Source organism: Shimazuella sp. NTD248 (assembly GCF_059510395.1).
Window position 1 is genome coordinate 159193 of the sequence record NZ_JCAJZT010000005.1, and the last position, 17180, is coordinate 176372.

Genomic DNA, 17180 nt, shown 5'->3' on the forward strand with positions numbered 1-17180 from the left:
CACACTAGAAGTATGCTGACACGAAAAGTGTTTTACCTACAATGGGAGGATGACCCTAATTGACTTCATCGATTCTGCTTGCTGAAATCTTTCTCTGTAGAGAATTCGATCAGCGTTCGACAACGTCCTTGGTCAGATCACGGTGTGTCAACTCGACGCTCAGACCACGATCAACGTACTGCTCAGCGAGTTCAGCAATACCAAGCTCAGCCGCTCCCAGCACATCACCACTCATGATCGCCTTGAGTGCCAACGCAGTTGTTGCTGCGCGATGACGCCCACCCGCGCACCCGATTGAAACGAGGATCGGCTGGTGCTCACTACTCGGTCCTGAGATGAAGGACTCGATCGAAGCAGCCATCGCAGCAAGAAGCTGCTTGATACCAGGCGTACTCATCACTGCTGCACGAACCGGAGCATCGTGAGCAGTCATGTAACGTAGCTCACGGTTGACATGCGGGTCGCGAAAGTGGTGGCGCAAGTCGTACTTCAGATGTCCATCAGGCTCCTCGCCGTGGAGGAAGCCAAATGAGATGATCTTGATCTGTACACCTTTAGCCCTAGACAAGGCTCTCCTTCAAGGTTGCAGGGTCAAAATAATCCTACTGGTTTAACTATAATATATAATAAGAATTTTTGGAAGAAAATCTCATGTTCAGTTAATACCTCTTACATACTTACATTCACATTGTCTATAGTTACTCTCTATATTTATAAGCCTATCACTCCTATAAATTAAAATAACAAGAGCGACTAGGCATTCCCTAATCGCACCTGCTATACCGAGGAGTTGTATGTTAAAATTTGTTACTCCTATAATAACACGGATAAATCAACCCATTAGTTCCTTTTTGGTTCACTCTTTCCGAAAACGTTATACTCTAAGTTTAGTTTACATAACGAAGGTCTCATTGCTTTAAATCCTACAAAACTCTCATTTCTATTAATTCTTATAGATTAACTGTGCTCATATCTTCATAACGTCCACCATGTACAGCGTTCTCTGGACTAACTGCTTCAATTTGTTTAAGCTCTTCTTGAGTAAAATCGATATCTATAGCTCCAACATTTTCTTCCAGATATTTTATCCGTTTCGTACCTGGAATTGGCAACGCACCTTTCGTTATTGTCCAAGCTAATGCAAGCTGCGGAACCGTGCAGTTTTTTTCCTTTGCTATTTCCTGAAGCTTATCCACTATGTCCACATTTTTTTGGAAATTTTCGCCTTGGAAACGTGGCAAATATCTACGCATGTCATTCGGTTCTAGATCTTCAAACTTGCGTAATTCCCCTGAAATAAAACCTCTGCTCAGAGGACTATATGCCACAGGAGTAATGCCAAGTTCTCTTAAGACAGGAAGAATCCCCTCTTCTATATCCCTGCTCCAAATAGAGTATTCCGTTTGTAGTGCGGAAATAGGATGAACCGCATGTGCTCGGCGAATGGTGGCTGCCCCTGCTTCAGAAAGACCCAGATAACGAACTTTCCCTGCTTGAACTAAATCAGCCATTGCTCCAACTGTTTCCTCGATCGGAACATTAGGATCTACACGATGCTGATAATACAAATCAATATAATCAAGACCTAAGCGTCGCAAACTTGCATCAATTGCTTTTTTTACGTAATCTGGATGACCACCGATGAACTCCCAATTCGGTCCAAACGTAAACTTGGTAGCAACAATGGCCTTTTCCCGATGACCTGCTAAAGCCTTACCTAGAAGTTCCTCATTATGTCCATTGCCATAAGTGTCAGCTGTATCTAGTAAAGTAACTCCAAGTTCCATTGCACAATGTATCGTTTTAATTGATTCTTCATCATTAATGCTTCCATAAATTCCTGGAGACATTCCCATGAGTCCTAATCCAATAGATGAAACCTCTATATTACTATTACCTAGTTTTCTAGTCTTCATTTTGTAACCTCTCCTTTAAAGATAGACGATTTAACTACATGGATAGTGTATCATGTTTTTATAATAAAAAATACAAAAAATATCTTTCTAGTCTATTTTATATGTTTCGTATTAGCTAATAGTGATTTTTGATATAATATAGAAAATAAGGAGGAAACACGGTGGCTGATAAAGGTACTTCCAATGACAAATTCACAAAAAAACAAGATGAACTTATTTTAAAGCTAATGCAAAGTGTAAGAAAATATGGATTTCAGACATTACGTATGGACGAATTCGCGGAAATTATGGATATTAGTAGAGCAACACTATATAAGTATTTTCCTACGAAAGAGGATGTATTCCATAAAATCACTAACGGATTCGTGCAGTATATTGAAGATATGCCTACAGACCTCCCTAAAGAGGAATCTCTATATGCAACAAAATTTCAAGAATTGTTCGAGCAATCTGTCTCACTTGCACTTTTTATCACGGATAATTTTCTGAAAGACCTACAGAACACTTATCCATTCATGTACGATAAACTTTGGGACACCATCCAAAATCGCGAAAAGCAGTTATTAGCTTTTTTTAAAGCAGGAAAGGAACATGGTGTCTTCAATAAGAATATCAATGGAAAACTCTTGATTTTACAGGATGAAATGTTACATACATTGCTTGACATCAAATATTTGATGAAAAACCAATTGACAATTGAACAAATGCTTTTCGATTTTTATGAGATGAAAAAATTACAACTCTTTAAACCAGAAAAACTTTCTACTGTAGATGATTCTCTTGTAATGCCTAGAATTAATCACTTAGCCCAAAAAATATCTAAAATGCTATACTAGCAAGCATTCGGAAGTTTCGAAAAAAAGTTCAGTTACCCTATTTTAAGTACTGGGCAATTGAACTTTTTCTTTTTCTTCAAGGACTCAAAAAGAACTGAATCATATTACTCCTTATACCCTTTGGTTATGTCACTTTCATTTTCTGTCTTTTTCTTGTAGTTGTTTTCATACTCAATTTCTTAATTCAGCTATAACTAAAATTTAAATCAGAAGCGATCTCAGGAAGTGTAATCCTTTTTACATCCCTTAAATAAGCCACTTTTGACTCCAATGTTTCAAACTCAGACATGCATCTTTCAATGGCTTTTTTTGCTCTTTCTTTCTCCTGTAACAGTTCATTATACTTCTGAATCTTTTCTCGTATCTCATCGATCCTACGTAAACAATTATCCAACGGTGTATATGGTGGTTTGGATTTCATAGCAACCTTCAACCAGTATTTATACTCATTTTCTAAGTTTTTAATTCTTATCGTTATAATATCTATCTCCATGCAGAGATCATGATACAATTCCATACTATCGAACTCGATCACGTTCGTGCCTCTGTGACTCTGATACTTGGTTGTCATTGCAGTACCTGTTATGTGTCAGCTCATTACATCCCGCTTTACTACATGGTTTTAGAGGGCGCTTTGGCATATTTTTTTACTCCAATTTTATTCTGTGCTGGACTGAATAAGCTCTAGATACTGGTTATAATCAATTTCCGTCTGTTCGATCTGACCTCCATCATTTGGGAATGTTGGCGAATCTGAACCAAACACCTTAAGCCAGATTCGGGGTAAGCGATCAATATTACCCACCTTCCCACACTGCCAATAGCATGAGAGAATCTCCCTAACATCAGCGATGAAGGGGATTTTTAGATGGTAGATATTGGAGCAAACGCCAGTGCCATTGTCTATAGCATCATCGAAACAGCAAAAGAAAATGGACTCCATCCTTTCGCCTATTTGACCTATTTATTTGAGGAACTCCCACAACTAGATATCCAAGATCCAAGTAAGTTAGATGTTATCCTCCCTTGGTCTCCATTCATCCCGGATCAGTGCCGTGTTCCAGATGAGAATAACTAGTGGATCGTTACAGAATAAGTCTTGCTTTTAGTTCCTTCTTTAGGTGTCTCACTTCATACTACAATCCGTCATACGAAAAACTCCCTTTTACAAAACAAGGGAGTTTTTTCTAAATTTATATGAATCGTATCCGTTTCATTTTGTGGCCGTGTGAGGAGCGAATCCGAAGATTCACTCACCCACACGGGTTGCGTTACGCCACCTGCTCCATCTCCTCCCGTGAAGGAAGGAGGACGCTGAGAGCAGACATGAGTGCTGGGGTCGACATGTCCATCCCATCCTCCTCACACTTGATGTCCGAACGGACATCGTAGGTACGGCTCCACGCATTGTGGTTGAGGGCGTAGAAGTCCCACAGGAACATGGCAACCTGCTGCTTCTTCTCGCCGGTGAAGTACTCCCCAACCACACGGGAAAGTTCGGATGAGGTTACAGCCGACTCGGGGAGATTCTTCCGCAGTCGCTGGAAGATCTCGAACTCCTTGGGGGTGAGCTCCAGAGGAGTGAGGGTGGACAGATCCTGCTTGAGGTTGTCCATGTAGCTGATCGTCTTCAGCAGTTCACCACGAAAATCCGAGTGCGGAAGACTCGCGATCTTGCCCCACGTGGGGAGGTTTTCGAACACCTTCTGAAGCGGTGCCGAAGATGCCAGCGTCAGAAGGAAGACGTGCGAACGGTTTCCGCGACGCTTCGAAGTGACGACAGCGTTCTTCTTCATGACGACAAAACCGGTGTACATATGAATGTTCTCTCCAGGAGGCGTAACGATGAATTTAAGAAAATTATAATACAAAATTCCAGAAAAATGAATCGAAGACGAATTAAAAGATTTTTAACAAGACATGGACTAGTACCTGTAAAAATAAAAAAACCCCTGCTATTACAGATTAACAGGTGGGGATTATCTGACGCTTACTTTAGAGGGCGCTTTGGCATATTTTTTTACTCCAATTTTATTCTGTGCTGGACTAAATAAGCTCTAGATACTGGTTATAATCAATTTCCGTCTGTTCGATCTGACCTCCATCATTTGGGAATGTTGGCGAATCTGAACCAAACACCTTAAGCCAGATTCGGGAACATTAAAAAAACTATTGTCCGTATCCTGACCCAACAATAGCTTTTTTAAGATATAGAATTTGACCAACCAAATGACCCATCTAAAAAAACTTCTTTTGCCCCTGATACTCCTTTACCAACTCCACTGCCTCACGAAATCGTTGTGCATGTACGATTTCTCTTTCCCTCAAAAACTTGAGTGCATCATTGATATCAGGGTCATCGGATAAATCAATTAACCATTGGTATGTAGCTCTCGCCTTCTCTTCTGCGGCAATATCTTCATACAGATCTGCGATCGGATCGCCTTTGGATTGTATGTATGTAGCAGTAAACGGATTTCCAGCAGCACTTTGATAAAACAATGATAAATCATGATTGACATAATGTTCTTCTAATCCTGCTGCCTTGATCTGCTCTTTTGTCGCATCTTTTGTTAATTTATTAACCATTACATTATAGGTACACTTTTTAAGCCTTTACATAGAAGTTATTTGAATGCTTATAACTATATGCTGGGTAATTGCATCAATGTAACGGAGGATTTTTATGAAAGTAATTAACTTCAACAACCTCCCTTCTATCGATGGAAAGGGAGGTTTGAAACATCTATATCATTGTTGTTATTTTCTCGGACTGATTCCCCTGTTATGAAAACCGATCTCTTCAACTAGGATTCATTTTATTAGGTGACAGATCGAGTTGCTTTCCTCTCGATCTGTCTAGCCCTCCAACTGCACTAAGAATGAGCATCCCTGAGTTCACGAATGATGCTTCGGATCACGAGTCCTGTCGGATAGATCATGATGTCTTCAGGTTCTGGGTACTCGTCCAGATCATCTCGAAGGTTAATTACCTTGGACAAGATCTCGTTCAGCTCATCCTGAGACACTTCCATATCAGTATATGGAAGTGGAAGCTCTTTACCAGCAAAGCATTCCGCAAGTAGCTTCATGACAGTACTGCTCAATCGGATAACTTTCTGGTCATTGAGGATGGAGCCCAGTCCCCAGACGAAGAAGCATGCATTCATCGGCATGATACTTGAATCATCCCAAGAAGCATCTTCAAGGAGATTCAGAAACGCACCAGCATCGTTCCGATACCTTTCGATATCCCATGAGGCATCACGGTAATCCACAAGGGTTCCTTTCTCTTAGACAATCGGCGGCAAGCTATCCATAACATTATACCTTATTTCTACCACAACCGTTTAACTCTATGGTATTTAATCTACGTTTTTTCACTTGATCTTTTAGCTCATTTTTATATGCTTCAACATTCCCTTCGTAAGAAAAAGGAGACTAAAATTTAATGCGTATATTCAATTTCATATTTGGTGCCCTGCTCTTTGCAGCAGCCATCTACTTATCCTATTGGCATACATATGATCTACTCGAAAGAGGATCATATTTAAGTTATTCCGCCCATGTGGGAACCTTTTTGGGTGAAGGAATATTTGCCTTGGGCACCATTAATATTTTCCACTCCAAAATAAAACGAATTGAGGTGAAATGGTATTCTGCTCCTCGGATTGCGTTATATGCAGGTGTGTTAATCGTGGGATATTCAAATGTATCGAGTGGATTCGGGAAAGGAAATGAAGCAATTGGTATAGGTATCGCAATTCCAATTTTAATGCTAATTGCAGAAGCGGTTGTGAGTCATTCTTTACAAGTCGGATTAAACGAAAAACGGACACCTACGGACAGTTCAGACACTCAGACACTTTCGGACACAGACATCATAACGGACACTCGGACACTGACCGACTCGAACATCATGGACTATCAAACAAGAAACTATTTCGGACACTCAGACAGTCCACTTCGGACAGTCCGGCAGCCAGATAGTAGAAAATATAAGCCTTCGGACACTCGGACAAACAAAAACAGACAGTTCGGACAGCAGCGGACGAACACTAGAAACGGGCATTAATCTTGATCCGGACAGTTCGGACAAAAATAAATTCCAGACAGTTTCGGACACTCAGACACTGGAGCAAACAGAGAACAAAACGGACACTTTAAAAATTCCGGACACTCCGGACACCATCAACGGACAGACACTCCAGACAGAAAACGGACACCGGACACCTCGGACAAAAATAGCAAATCGAATTAATTACTTACTTGATGAAGAAGACACCACAGAAGACTTCTTAGACATTGACGAACATACTTACCAAACAGCTATTCAATATATAAAAACAAAAGGCAAACATCCTTCCATCCGAGGTCTAATGGATATTGCAGGCGTAAAAAAGAACTGAGCAGAAAAGGCCATCAAAAGAGTGAAGGCTGAACAAATGGCATGAGATACTACAAAGACCAACATACCTTAGTAGAGGAAGAAGAAATTGAGTTGGACACAGACTATGGAAATTATCTTGCAGTTGTAGCTGTAGAAACAATGGTATTTCCAAGTCGAATATCAAGAAAGAAATATATAACCATATATGAGATGGAAGATGCGGGTGAGGATGAAGAAGAGGAAAAAAGCTTCTGGAGAAAATTGTGGAGCATATTGAAAACAAACCATCCCATTCTCCCACGCACTCTCGTTCCTGACGAAATACAAATGAATGATGCTATTCATGATTGGATCATTGCTTGGGAACTTCCCAAGCATCAGATCGAACAAGCAAAACAAGGCGGAAAAAAATTAAAGATTAATTATAACAAAGAACTCGAAAAAAAAACCGAGAAAGCGAAATTGAAGGTATTTCGGTATGAGCCACCAGATATAGATTCATGGGATCAACCACAACATAACGACATAGACCTTGATAGAACTTTCCCAGAGAAAAAATACAAAAGAGGTATGCATCCCAACTCTCAAGCAAAGTTAAAACAGAATCAGAAAACAAGTCAGCCCCCTCATGTTTAAAAACACAAAAGAAATGAAAGAAGAAGAAATGTTGTAAAAACGGCAAGAATAATTCCCTGCCGTTTTATTTTTAATATCTAAATTAAAATAAAGAGAAAAGTTTTCCCAAATAAAATAAAAGTATAACGTAAAATATCAATCATTATTATAATCCTTAAGATTCAGTACATTTGTTTTTCTTTAGTTAATTCTATTAGATCATCTTCTACAAGTTGTATATCTAACTCTTCTGACATAAAGTATTGCAAAAGATTAGATGTTATAGAAGCTCTTTCTACGTATTTCCTTGCAGGTATCACAATCTCACTCCCTGTCTTTAAGAGATACCCAGCATATAGTTCTGTAATCAACTTATTTTTTTGCTTTTGGTTACTGGTATTAATTCCGAGCTGGTCCTTAGACCACTCCACCGGCAAATTGTTTGCAATGAAGATATAATCATGATCTTCTATACATTCTAGAATTTTTTCATGGGTAATTTCTTTTTGTTTATCTTTAATCAATTTAAATAATTCATCATTTTCTTCTAGTGAACTAACAACTTTTTTATAGTTTTCTACTAATCTGTTTTGATTTACAAATTTGTTTTCTTTAAAATTAATACTAATTAAAAATAAACCTAGAACCATTCTGATAGGTTTACTAATGATATAAATATTATTATCAAAAAAATCATCAAGTTCTTCATTTATTTCCTTGAGTTTTTGATTAGTTTCAAGATTAATATCATATACAAAATCACGATTACACAATTTTAATCTCATTACAATAGAAAATAATAATTGGTAACTCACAAATCTTTTTTCGAGCAACTTATCTCTTGTTGCTGAGCGTTGTGAAAGATACGAAATTTCAACAATCTTATCATTATAATTCTTACTTAATTCTAAATTCTTTCTATTATAATACATTGTCACACCTACAGTAACCATAATAGAAAAAACTGAAACAAATACAGTAACTAGTGCGGTAATAATTGCTGCATTAACTTCCGAACTGAATTTTTGCTCCCAACACCATTTGATAATAAAGAAGCAAACAATTCCAAATACCACTAAACCAAATACCCACCACATTATCTTCTTATTCAAGAATATAAACACTCCTTGATACATTTTATTAACATTCTTATTATAGCAATTTTCTGTTTATATGTGATGATTCAACTCGGATTCTCACGTGAGTCGATAGAATTAGAAAACAAATAACCCCCTCTCCCCCACTCTCGAATATACCGATTTTACCGAAACGTTTCGGTGTTTTTTCGGCTTTCGGTAGACGGTTGGGAGGAGGGATTAAGTTGAATTAAACAAGGACTAATACTGTGATCAGCTCTTGTTCTTATTGTTTAACCACTCAACAGTGAAATCAACTGCCTGCCTCTGAGAAAATAATTTACAGATGCTATTCCCTACTCTTTTCTTCTGTATTATTATCTTTTCTTCAAACTCATTTCCGATAGAAGGAAAGTCATCCGTTTCAAATTCGATATTCTTATATACCTTCCAGACTTTTTTATCCCCTTCCATGATAGGGGCACCTTCCATTGTCTGTGTAATATTGTTCTGCCGATATTCGCCCAAATGAAAAGAAGTATTGGTATCGTAACCAACTCCTAGTAACAATACATAACCATCTAAATCATAAATACGAGAAAGAGGAGAATTTTCTCCCATAGGGTAATCAATTGGTTGATCCTTTACTATCTCTTCTGCATTTCTCCCCCATGCAGCAAATGAATAGGTTGGGTGATTACTACGGATTACTTTCGGCATTGTGCGAAATACTTCCACCACTTTTCCCATCTCACGTGTTGGTGTATAGATAGGATCAAAAGCTGGCATATCTTGCCGGATCGTTTCCCACCATTCCTCTGGCACAGGAGGACATCCCCATATAGAAGGATCGGAATAGTCACTGGTATGAGTCGGCATAATAATCGTTCCTTGATCCGTTACTACATCCATCAAGGCTTGTACAATTGTTATTGGTCCTCCAATTACATATCCAAACGAACTCAAAGAGGAATGCACAATGACTGTCATTCTTGGGCTTAAACCTAGTTTTCGAAAATGATCTGCAATAGCTTGCATTGTCAAAGGCTCTTTACTTTGATTTACTACAGTTGCTTCACTCATAATATCCACCTAGGCCTCTTTAATATCTATTGATCGAAACGAGATACTTCCATCAGGAAAAACAGTATATCCGTTAACTCTGGAACTGGTCAAAAATATACTTTTTCCCGTGAATAAAGGAAGTATGGGTAAATCTTCAGCTAATATCTTATTAACATTTGCATAACTTTTCCATCTATCTCTCTGATTCGTTTGTTCTAATGCAGATTCCAATGTTTCAATATATATATCCTCATTTAAAGACGAGATCCGAGATAGGTAATTTAAATAGAAACAAATTGGATCAGAAAATAATGAGCTGGTTAGCGACAAACAAACTTCAAAATCGTTATTGTCTACTCGATTAACGAAATCTGCAAAAGTAGTCCCAAGCAGTTCAACACTTATACCGTATTCATTTTCCCATGTTAATTTAATTTGTTGGCAAACCTCTTTATTTGGGTAATAATCAGCATAGAGTAATTTAATAGACTTAATAGGTAGAATAGAAGATTGCAAATGAGATATGATTGTACAGGTTGGGAAGAAATCCAGATAATCGTTTGGGATAATTCCTTTTGGAATAAATGAATCCCAAGAAATTATTCCCTCATGTAATTGATCAGCAAGATTTTGTTTATCAATTACATCATAAAGAGATTTTTTTGTCTTCAAATCAACACAGGAACCAAACTGAAGTGAAAAGAGAATACTTGAGGGTATCATATGAAAGTTCTTTGATTGTTTAAATCTTTGAATTTCATCAAAAGGAAAATAGGTATTACAGGTTATATCAAGTTCCTTTGATTCAAAGTCTTCTATAGGTTGTATCAAGTTATTGCGGATATAGAATACCAAACCTTCGATTTTTTTTGAATAATTTAATGAGTAAAATGGATTAGATTCTAAATATATATACTGCCCTATTACATATTCTTTGATAACAAAAGGACCATTATATAGCTCATCACTAGGTGGAGACGGACAAATATAAATCGATCCTAGAAGTTCTACTAAGTAGGGACAAAAGTATTCCAAATCAATTTCCAAAACAAATGGATTCAATGCCCTAATCCCAAGATCTTTGATATCTAATTGTCCGTCTATCACTTGCTCCGCACCTTTAAGGCAACCAAGATAATGCATTAATGAACTTTTCTCATGAAAAAGTCTATGAAATGTACGCACATAGTCAGTAGCTTCTACAGACTTTCCGTTTGACCATTTCTGTGAACCATTTAAATAAAATTTATGTTTTAATCCTTCTTGTGAAACGATGTAATCATTCGCACCAGTTAATTGCCAATCTCCTGTTTTCCTATTTCTAGTAAACAAAGGCTCATACAGAGCCTGGCATATTACTTGCCCAATATAATCAAAGCAATGAAGAGGTTCTATACTCAATGGGTCAGTATCAATGTGTATTTTTACTATCTTTGGACTATCCCATTTCATTTTTGTACCTCCAACAGTTACACACCGTTTGATCAGAAAATGAAACATTACTGAAATCCATCATTTGAAAATCAATAGACCAACGTTTTCCAATCGATGGAACGTGCAAACCAGCAAGAAACAAGATAATATCTTTTGACAAAAAAGTTGATACGATTGTGTTTGTAGGTCCAAAAGATGCCGATTGTGTAACCCCTTCCATCAATGAGTACACAAGTTTTTCATCTTCATTCATTTTTCCAATCTCTAGCTTGATAAAACATTCCATACAGAGCGTTTTTTGGGGAATAATTAATGGGCCCCAAGTCCCTCTATTTAGTCCTACACCCACATCTATTAAAGGTATCCCTTGAATAATACTGTATTGATTGAGGATTTTTGTCAAATTGGATGGTGAATCCGCAGCATTGACAAGTAGATTAATAGAATGAGAATCAAATATTTGCAATTTCTCTTGGGAATCGATTTTTTCAACAAAATGACTAATCTCTATATTTGGATCAATACTACTGGCATACCGTTTGCATTCTTCAATCTTTTGAAAGCCTATAGAACTTCGATTATAGACAAACTGTCTATTCAAATTACTGATGTCTACTTGATCATAGTCAATCAAAATAAATGACCTGATCCCTGCTGCAATAAGATGTTGAAAAACAACTGATCCCACTCCACCTAAACCGATAATAGCTACCGTTGAATGAGTGAGATTATCTTGAGTTTTTGTTGCAGATAAACCAAGTGACTCAAGATAATACCATTGTTTTTCCGTTATTGTATTTATGGAAGGGTTCTGATCATGTTTAATAAAATCCAATTCTTGAAGGGTATTTATTACCTCTTTACTGCGTACTGTTCCTAAAACTTGATTTAATTCTTCTCTGGTGCATCCTCTTTTTAAAAGATGTAATCCTTCCATTAGACACTGATCCACATCTTCCAGTTTATAAATGTCTTCACTTAATAGAAATCCTCTTTGGGATGAACCCACAACATGAACATGATCAGCTAATCTTATTAGCACATTATTCACCTGCTTAAAAATATTTAAAGGGACCATTTATTGGGCTGGTCCCCTTGTTTTATTTTCTTATGTGTAGGATTAGCAACGTTTAACATCTGACAAATTTGGTGAGTTTTTTTTGATCTTTTTAATTTTCAAGTGATACACCTCCTTTCAATGGTATGAATATTCAGCAATTTATTAACATCTTAGCACTTAGGGTGATACATCTATCTTGTTCTACTTGTTAGACGGTGCAATAGTTGGTAATAAATCTTTATTTACTGGGTTCATTCTTCTTAATGTTCTCTGGATTAAACCTTTTTCCATTTGAAACAAAGCAATCATCAGCTAACTTTTTTGTATCACTAGTTTTTCATCAATATCTTTTTGATATTTTTTAAGCGCTAAAGTAAGTACTCGTTTCAATTCATCATCAATAGATAGCACATGTTCTCCTTTTATAACCATCCTTTTCCTCCTTCATCACCATTTCGAAAGGGAACTGATCTCAATAAATAACCTTACTTTCTCTGTATTTCTGAATAAGATAATTCTTCTAATCGCCTGATCTCCATCCTTATCAAAGCATGAAGCCACCTTTCGTCATCATTCATACTATTTGGGAATAGAAACTTTACAAGATAACTTTTTCCCATGGAATGGAGCTCTTCGATAATTCGCGCCTTCTGTTGATGCATCATATCAGCCGAGAGATGATGTTTATCTGCAATCACCTGTAAAGCCTTTGTAACTTCATGGGGGACTGTTTTATTATCGATAGTCCAATCTAAATTCAATTTTCATAGAATCTCGTTTCTCCCCCCATCTTTCTGCTGTTGGTTAAAACCTAATCCAACAAATGCTAGAAAGCTGGTTGATTGTGAGATACCGATGCTCCTTGTGGCGTTTTTATCATGACCTCAGCTTTCATTTACTAAATCACCAATGTTAAAATATCCGTAACTAGGAAATAGCAGATCATTTTGTATATTTCTAATATGATAATAAACCAATTTTTGTATTTCAATCCGTCAGAAACCCGTCATTTATCCTTCAGTTGTGATGGCATCTTAATGTTTTTATACAAGAAAAGGAGAAACGATGGTGAAAAATACGTTGTTACGAACAGCAAGGCTTCAAATGGGTTGGAACCAGCAACAACTGGCTGACTTCGCTCAGCTTTCACTCTCGACAATTGAACGTGCAGAATGTGGAAAGCAGATCAGAATGGACAGTATTCAACAATTATGTAAATGTCTCGGGCGGACACCTGAAGAACTTGGCTTGATAAAAAGTAAAAGTCAAGAACAAGAAAATATTAATCAGCCTCATATTCATGACATCACATCCCTATTCAACACCAGCACAATGAATACGAAGGAACTGTGGCATAATGATCTGCTTTCACAAGGAATAGCTGCTTGCCAAGATTTATACTTCAATGGTCAACCCCATCAGGTCGAGGCTATTTTGCCCCTTTATTGCAGTCAAACGGCATCACTTTCTCGTCAATCGTCACCAATTCAGAAGGAAGCTGCCAAACTCGCTTCGTTGGCTCATCTATTGGCCTGTGAATTATTTGCTGATCGAGAAAATTTCGATGCAGCAGAACAAGCTGGAAAATCTGCATTTATGTATGGACAAATCGCTGATGACGTAAATTTACAAGTTGCATCACTCATTGGGTTAGGGAATATCGCTTTTCATCGGAAGTGGAGCAGTATTGCATTGCATGTATTTCAAAAAGCGATATCATTGATGGATCATGCGACATCACTGCTGAAAGGAAGAACATATGCTGGTATTGCAGAAGTATATGCAATGCGTGGACAATTCCAGGAGACCATGCGAGCATTGGGACTGGCCTATAAGTATTTCCCCCTCGAACCTGAGAAAGATCCTGCATATCCATACTTGCGCGCATCCCGATACGCACTCTACGTCTTTGGAGATGCTCAATCTCGTCTCTTCCTGAATCAGCCAAAAGAAGCAAATGAAGCATTGATTGCCATGCAGACAGAAACCAACGATCCTGAAATAGAGCCTATCACGAAATTGGATTTGCTCTATTATCAAGCAGAAGTGCAACTTCAAAAGAGGGAAATGGATCAGAGTATTATCATTTTGACCGAGGCAGCAACACTTGCAAAAAATCTTGGGTCACGACTTTATTTTGACAAACTTGTTCATAGCTTTAACGAATTGAATGTGAAGTGGCCGAAAGAAAAACGCGTAGCTGAGTTGGAAGAATTGTTTCTTCCATGGGGTATCGAGTCGCCGGATCCTTAAAATTTGTAGTAATACCAAAGACTTACCAGACTTAGTTACCTAAATATACGTTATATCGAATTTCTAACTCATGTCTATCAATGTATAGATATAGATGTATAATTAAAAGTCGGAGAATTAAATCCCCGGCTTTTTATGTTTTTGTTTTCATTTATCTCCGGAAACATCTCATTTCAATGTCTTCCGTAACACTTCCATATCTACACCACGCTTTGCAATGACAATAAAGTTTGCATTCCCCTCCATCATCTTCGCTACCGTTTCACATATCTCATCTGTATGCTTGCTGCTTTTCTTTCCAACCAATTTATATTCAGAAGCAATAGAGAGATCATACATACTCTCTACTGTTTTTGATGCTGCCACAGCTGTAGCACCTCCAGATTTAATTTGATTAATGAATTCATTCCATCCGCTTTTCCGAAGGCTTCTGGGGCAATTTTTACCCGACCATTTGTTGTGCTGAACCACATTGCTAATTGGAATGCTGTATTTCTTCATTAAAAATTGCACCAACCAAACAGCGTTCTGTTTTGTTTTATCAAAGTTACCATCAGAATTTACACACAGCTCGACAGATATACTTTCTCTATTTCCTGTGCCCTTTGATCCATCTCCACATGCCCATGCAACCTCATTTGTGGGGATAGACTGCCATATTTCTTTGTCGTCGCAAGTAAAATGCCAACTAGCAGTTCTATCATTCCCGTTATATTGTAATCGTGCGTGTGCCTCTGCATCAGCTCCAGCATTCGAATTATCGGTCTCATGGATGGTAATCCAGCTAGGACTCATAGGTATCTTTGGCCTTGTCTTCGTGTTTGTCGCTGGTATCAACATCTGTTTAATTTCCATTACTTATTGTCCTCCTCTTTGTCTTTCCCTTTCAATATCTCAATTGCTTGTGTGATCACCGAGGGAACAGGTAGTCCCATTTTTCCGCTGTTTTCTATAATGCTTAATCCTTCATTTGCTAAATAAAAAGTGATGGTCGCATCACGAATGACATGACCATCACCCAACATCTGCCACGAAGCCTGTAATAAAATCGATCACCACAAACACTAATAACGTCTGAATTGCCATTGTCCAACCTCCGAACAAATAGGATGCAATGGCTCCTCCACTTGCTAAGATAGTTTTAAAATATATTTCCATGGAAAAGCTCCTTTTTTAGCCAAAATAAAAACGCCTATGCGCTTTTTGTTTAAACTCTCTACTGCTTTTTTCTATTTAACATATAAAAATTCTTCGTTTGCCAATCGAAAGGTACCATCATTCGTTGGTAACATAGGAGCATAGCTCAGTGTGACTTTTGCTGTGTAGTAATGCAGTTTCGATCTTGTAATCGTTAGATCGTTCCCATCATCTAGAAACAACCTGATTTTGTATTTATCATACAGATTTCCATGATCAGGATCATTGATAAATCCATCCCATCCCACTACAATTCCAGCATATCTCTTTCCAAATCTAGACCATGATTAATAACATCATTTGGTCCAGCCGTATACACTACAACTGAGCCAATATCCACATAAACACCGTATTGTTTAACGATATAAGTATTTGCTCCCATTTGTAATCACCTCAAATTTTATTGTGACTATCGTTTATGAAACTGATATCGGATTTAAATAATGTAATCCTAATTGCGCACTAGAAACGTTCAATGTTGTACCTGATCCACAGTCCTGCAATACTTCCAACTGTATATAATCGCCTTCTAAGAGTCTTTCTACAGAATTACCAGACATCGCAACGCCTGTATTGGGTGCATAGATTTGTTGAATAGCAGTAACAGCAGAACCGTTTATTCGCGCTCGCATAATTCGTCTAGGGTTTCCGGTAAGTGTTCCAGCTGTCAAAGCTCCGAAAGTAGCAGTGATATACAAGTTATAGAATCCATCTTGTGTAACATAAACTCTTGTATTGTCTGTCCCTGGGTACATCCGATAATCTGATACCCAATCCGCACTGCTAGAGAGATTTACAGCTGTGTAGACAGATGCATTATGAGCCAAAGAAAAAGTCGCACCAGAACGGCGAATAGTAGGAACTAAACCACTCCCAATTGCAAATTTTCTTCGATCCGTAAAAGTAAAACTGGATGCACTACTTGCGCTATTCGGGACGGCCACGTTACAGAGTGGGATATCCCATTGATTGGCATTTTGTACGGGTGTTATCGTACCCTGCAAAACTAAATATCCCATGGTGTTATTGACGAAATCGCACCGCAACACCACAAGGTCAGTTCTTGTTGATCCGCTGGTATTGGAACCAATAGCCAACGTTTCATTTGTACCAGAGTGAGAAAAAAAGTGTCCTTTAACAAAAACCTTCCCTGGTACTATCGTGACTGTCATTCCAGAACCAGCAGAGACAGCACAGTTATTTGCGGATATATCCATTGATGTACCTTCTACTATGATTCCATCGGTTTTGAACTTCTGGAACATCGTTCGCCATCTGGATTCGGTACTATTCGCACCAATTCCAGAATCAAAAGGGAAATAATCATAGGTTGGCATC

Annotated in this window: 21 protein-coding genes and 2 pseudogenes; 5 read left to right on the forward strand and 18 right to left on the reverse strand. The window is 37.9% G+C overall.

What is annotated here, in order from left to right; all coding sequences use genetic code 11:
* Positions 1-109: 109 nt before the first annotated feature.
* Positions 110-568, reverse strand: a complete 459-nt coding sequence (locus AC5WOE_RS12865; RefSeq protein ID WP_496048975.1) for a RapZ C-terminal domain-containing protein — start codon at positions 566-568, stop codon at positions 110-112.
* Between the two features lie 382 nt (positions 569-950).
* On the reverse strand, positions 951-1916 hold the full coding sequence (locus tag AC5WOE_RS12870) for an aldo/keto reductase (protein WP_496048976.1): 966 nt from the start codon (positions 1914-1916) through the stop codon (positions 951-953).
* A 161-nt stretch (positions 1917-2077) separates the two neighbouring features.
* On the opposite strand from AC5WOE_RS12870, the gene AC5WOE_RS12875 reads away from it, so the two are divergent.
* On the forward strand, positions 2078-2752 hold the full coding sequence (locus tag AC5WOE_RS12875; RefSeq protein WP_496048977.1) for a TetR/AcrR family transcriptional regulator: 675 nt from the start codon (positions 2078-2080) through the stop codon (positions 2750-2752).
* A 184-nt stretch (positions 2753-2936) separates the two neighbouring features.
* Here the strand turns inward: AC5WOE_RS12875 and AC5WOE_RS12880 are convergent, their stop codons facing one another.
* Both AC5WOE_RS12880 and AC5WOE_RS12885 read right to left on the reverse strand, forming a co-directional pair.
* Complete coding sequence (locus AC5WOE_RS12880; RefSeq protein ID WP_496048978.1) at positions 2937-3287, reverse strand: hypothetical protein; 351 nt, start codon at positions 3285-3287, stop codon at positions 2937-2939.
* The gene (locus tag AC5WOE_RS12885) at positions 3271-3393 is read right to left on the reverse strand and encodes a DUF8602 domain-containing protein (protein WP_496048979.1); all 123 of its coding nucleotides are present in this window, start codon (positions 3391-3393) and stop codon (positions 3271-3273) included. The genes AC5WOE_RS12880 and AC5WOE_RS12885 overlap by 17 nt, the downstream gene beginning before the upstream one ends.
* 239 nt (positions 3394-3632) lie before the next feature.
* Here AC5WOE_RS12885 and AC5WOE_RS12890 point away from each other — a divergent pair.
* Positions 3633-3830, forward strand: a pseudogene (locus AC5WOE_RS12890) (transposase domain-containing protein); the annotation flags it as partial.
* A 193-nt stretch (positions 3831-4023) separates the two neighbouring features.
* Here AC5WOE_RS12890 and AC5WOE_RS12895 read toward each other — a convergent pair.
* From AC5WOE_RS12895 to AC5WOE_RS12905, 3 genes and pseudogenes are all read right to left on the reverse strand, one after another.
* On the reverse strand, positions 4024-4569 hold the full coding sequence (locus tag AC5WOE_RS12895) for a hypothetical protein (protein ID WP_496048980.1): 546 nt from the start codon (positions 4567-4569) through the stop codon (positions 4024-4026).
* A 421-nt stretch (positions 4570-4990) separates the two neighbouring features.
* Positions 4991-5341: pseudogene (locus tag AC5WOE_RS12900) on the reverse strand (manganese catalase family protein); the annotation flags it as partial.
* A 287-nt stretch (positions 5342-5628) separates the two neighbouring features.
* Positions 5629-6030: a hypothetical protein gene (locus tag AC5WOE_RS12905; protein ID WP_496048981.1), complete on the reverse strand. Its 402-nt coding sequence runs from the start codon at positions 6028-6030 to the stop codon at positions 5629-5631.
* Positions 6031-6203: 173 nt separating this feature from the next.
* Here AC5WOE_RS12905 and AC5WOE_RS12910 point away from each other — a divergent pair, with 173 nt between their 5' ends.
* Both AC5WOE_RS12910 and AC5WOE_RS12915 read left to right on the forward strand, forming a co-directional pair.
* Positions 6204-6827: a hypothetical protein gene (locus AC5WOE_RS12910; RefSeq protein WP_496052742.1), complete on the forward strand. Its 624-nt coding sequence runs from the start codon at positions 6204-6206 to the stop codon at positions 6825-6827.
* Positions 6828-7202: 375 nt separating this feature from the next.
* On the forward strand, positions 7203-7778 hold the full coding sequence (locus tag AC5WOE_RS12915) for a hypothetical protein (protein WP_496048983.1): 576 nt from the start codon (positions 7203-7205) through the stop codon (positions 7776-7778).
* A 161-nt stretch (positions 7779-7939) separates the two neighbouring features.
* Here the strand turns inward: AC5WOE_RS12915 and AC5WOE_RS12920 are convergent, their stop codons facing one another.
* The 5 genes from AC5WOE_RS12920 to AC5WOE_RS12940 form a co-directional block, all read right to left on the reverse strand.
* Positions 7940-8869, reverse strand: a complete 930-nt coding sequence (locus AC5WOE_RS12920) for a hypothetical protein (RefSeq protein ID WP_496048984.1) — start codon at positions 8867-8869, stop codon at positions 7940-7942.
* A 237-nt stretch (positions 8870-9106) separates the two neighbouring features.
* Complete coding sequence (locus tag AC5WOE_RS12925) at positions 9107-9916, reverse strand: AAC(3) family N-acetyltransferase (RefSeq protein ID WP_496048985.1); 810 nt, start codon at positions 9914-9916, stop codon at positions 9107-9109.
* A 9-nt stretch (positions 9917-9925) separates the two neighbouring features.
* A complete protein-coding gene (locus tag AC5WOE_RS12930; RefSeq protein WP_496052743.1) occupies positions 9926-11350 on the reverse strand; it encodes an ABC transporter substrate-binding protein in 1425 nt (474 codons plus the stop codon).
* Positions 11337-12374, reverse strand: coding sequence for a HesA/MoeB/ThiF family protein (locus AC5WOE_RS12935; RefSeq protein ID WP_496048987.1), 1038 nt, complete (start codon positions 12372-12374; stop codon positions 11337-11339). Before AC5WOE_RS12935 ends, AC5WOE_RS12930 begins: the two co-directional genes overlap by 14 nt.
* A gap of 503 nt (positions 12375-12877) precedes the next feature.
* Positions 12878-13153: a hypothetical protein gene (locus tag AC5WOE_RS12940; protein WP_496048988.1), complete on the reverse strand. Its 276-nt coding sequence runs from the start codon at positions 13151-13153 to the stop codon at positions 12878-12880.
* A 307-nt stretch (positions 13154-13460) separates the two neighbouring features.
* On the opposite strand from AC5WOE_RS12940, the gene AC5WOE_RS12945 reads away from it, so the two are divergent.
* Entirely contained in the window at positions 13461-14645 is a 1185-nt protein-coding gene (locus AC5WOE_RS12945; protein WP_496048989.1) for a helix-turn-helix domain-containing protein, read from the forward strand.
* A gap of 168 nt (positions 14646-14813) precedes the next feature.
* On the opposite strand, the gene AC5WOE_RS12950 is transcribed toward AC5WOE_RS12945, so the two are convergent.
* The 6 genes from AC5WOE_RS12950 to AC5WOE_RS12975 all read right to left on the reverse strand — a co-directional run bounded on the left by AC5WOE_RS12950 (position 14814) and on the right by AC5WOE_RS12975 (position 17179).
* Entirely contained in the window at positions 14814-15500 is a 687-nt protein-coding gene (locus tag AC5WOE_RS12950) for a peptidoglycan recognition protein family protein (protein ID WP_496048990.1), read from the reverse strand.
* Positions 15500-15670 carry a phage holin family protein gene (locus tag AC5WOE_RS12955; protein WP_496048991.1) on the reverse strand — a complete coding sequence of 57 codons (171 nt, stop codon included), beginning with the start codon at positions 15668-15670 and terminating at the stop codon, positions 15500-15502. Before AC5WOE_RS12955 ends, AC5WOE_RS12950 begins: the two co-directional genes overlap by 1 nt.
* A complete protein-coding gene (locus tag AC5WOE_RS12960) occupies positions 15660-15803 on the reverse strand; it encodes a phage holin family protein (RefSeq protein WP_496048992.1) in 144 nt (47 codons plus the stop codon). The genes AC5WOE_RS12955 and AC5WOE_RS12960 overlap by 11 nt, the downstream gene beginning before the upstream one ends.
* 71 nt (positions 15804-15874) lie before the next feature.
* Entirely contained in the window at positions 15875-16090 is a 216-nt protein-coding gene (locus tag AC5WOE_RS12965; protein WP_496048993.1) for a hypothetical protein, read from the reverse strand.
* Positions 16090-16224: a hypothetical protein gene (locus tag AC5WOE_RS12970; protein ID WP_496048994.1), complete on the reverse strand. Its 135-nt coding sequence runs from the start codon at positions 16222-16224 to the stop codon at positions 16090-16092. The genes AC5WOE_RS12965 and AC5WOE_RS12970 overlap by 1 nt, the downstream gene beginning before the upstream one ends.
* 34 nt (positions 16225-16258) lie before the next feature.
* The gene (locus AC5WOE_RS12975; RefSeq protein ID WP_496048995.1) at positions 16259-17179 is read right to left on the reverse strand and encodes a hypothetical protein; all 921 of its coding nucleotides are present in this window, start codon (positions 17177-17179) and stop codon (positions 16259-16261) included.
* Position 17180 lies beyond the last annotated feature (1 nt).